Source organism: Rhodopseudomonas sp. B29 (assembly GCF_000333455.1).
In the GTDB taxonomy this organism is placed as follows: Bacteria; Pseudomonadota; Alphaproteobacteria; order Rhizobiales; family Xanthobacteraceae; genus Rhodopseudomonas.
Genome location: NZ_BADD01000173.1, coordinates 1 through 1,801, shown reverse-complemented (window position 1 = coordinate 1,801; position 1,801 = coordinate 1). Strand labels below are relative to the sequence as shown.

The following is a 1,801-nucleotide window of genomic DNA, read 5'->3' as shown; positions in this document are numbered from 1 at the left end:
TGCCGAGGCCCGCGACCATGATGCCAGCAACAAGCGCCACAACGACCACCCTGAGATGGGTCGCACGGTCGGCGCTGTAGATCGAATGGTTCATCGGGAGCCTCCTGCCGTTATCTCCACCTTCGGAAGTTGGTAGTGGCCTTCCGAAAGCAGGTTCAAGCAACTCGCACCAAACAACGTAGGACATCGCCGAGCCGTTCCGCAGGGGTGATCACAAGCCGGTGAAAAGACTTGATCCGTCGCGATTAGCAAAAGCGCTGCGCTGCAGAAATTCGACAGTGAACTCAGTTGCTTGTCTGTCACCAGACGTTGGTTCCAGGCTCGGGATGCTGACAGGATGAAGCTGACTGGAACATGAATGACCTCTTGTCTGTGGCCAAAATGTCGCGCAGCCGACCCGATAATCAGACGCTGCCGACGGTTTTTAGCCGCGCCCGAGGATGGATTTCGGCCTGCGACAGCACGGTGGTCTGAGCCCGGAAGCGTTCCACCAGGGACCGAACGAACGGCCGGATCGACGCCGAGGTGACCAGCACCGGCGCTTCGCCTTCGCGCGCCGCCTGCTCGAATTTGTCGCGAACCGCGGTCATGAACTCCGACAGTTTCGACGGCGCCATCGCCAGGCTGCGATCTTCGCCCTGGCCGATAATCGATTCGGCAAACGCCTGTTCCCACTTGGCAGACAGCGCGATCAGCGGCAGATAGCCGTTGTAGGACGTATTCTGCGCGCAGATCTGCCGCGCCAAACGAGCGCGGACGTGCTCGACGATGGTCGACGGATTGCGCGAGAACGCCAGCGCCTCGGCGATGCCTTCGAGGATGGTCGACAGATCACGGATCGAGATGCGCTCGGCGAGCAGCAGCTGAAGCACGCGCTGAATACCCGATACGGTGATTTGTCCGGGCACGATGTCCTTGACCAGCTCGGACTGCTCCTTCGGCAGGTCCTTGAGCAGCTTCTGCGTCTCGCCGTAGGAGAGCAGGTCGCTCATGTTGGCCTTGAGCAGTTCGGTGAGATGCGTCGATAGCACGGTGGCGGCATCGACCACCGTGTAGCCCTTCAGCGACGCCTCTTCCTTGAAAGCGGCGTCGACCCAGGTCGCCGGCAGGCCGAAGGTCGGCTCGGTGGTGTGGATGCCCGGCACCGTCACCTGGTCGCCCGCCGGGTCCATCACCATGAACTGGTTCGGCCAGATGCGGCCGGTGCCGGCGTCGACTTCCTTGATCTTGATGACGTAGGTGTTGGCCTCGAGTTGGACGTTGTCGAGGATGCGCACCGCCGGCATCACGAAGCCCATCTCGATCGCCAGCGAACGCCGCAGCGCCTTGATCTGTTCGGTCAGCCGGTCCTGGCCGTCCGGGCCGTTGACCAGCGGCAGCAGCGCGTAGCCGAGTTCGATCTTCAGGTCGTCGATCTTCAGCGCTGCGCTGATCGGCTCCTCGGCGGCTGCGGCCGCCGCAGCCGCTGCGGCTTCCGGTGCCAGCGCGGCCTGGGCCTGCTCGGCGCGGATTTCGCCCTTGCGATTGCGCGCCTTGACCGCCAGCCAGCCGGCGCCGCCGCCGAGCGCCAGGAACGGCAGCGTCGGAATGCCGGCAGCATCGCCAGCACCAGCATGACGCCGGACGCCATGCCGAGCGCCTGCGGATAGCCGGAGAGCTGACTCATCAGCGCCTTGTCGGCAGAGCCGGAGATGCCGGCCTTGGACACCAACAGGCCCGCCGCGGTCGAGACGATCAGTGCGGGAATCTGGGTGACGAGGCCGTCGCCGACGGTGAGCAGCGTGTAGGAGTGGCCGGGCTT

The 1,801-nt window shown here is 64.1% G+C and carries 1 pseudogene; it reads right to left on the bottom strand.

Going from position 1 to position 1,801, the window contains the following annotated elements:
- Window positions 1-404 precede the first annotated feature (404 nt).
- Window positions 405-1,801, bottom strand: a pseudogene (locus I5M_RS29265) (FHIPEP family type III secretion protein); the annotation flags it as partial.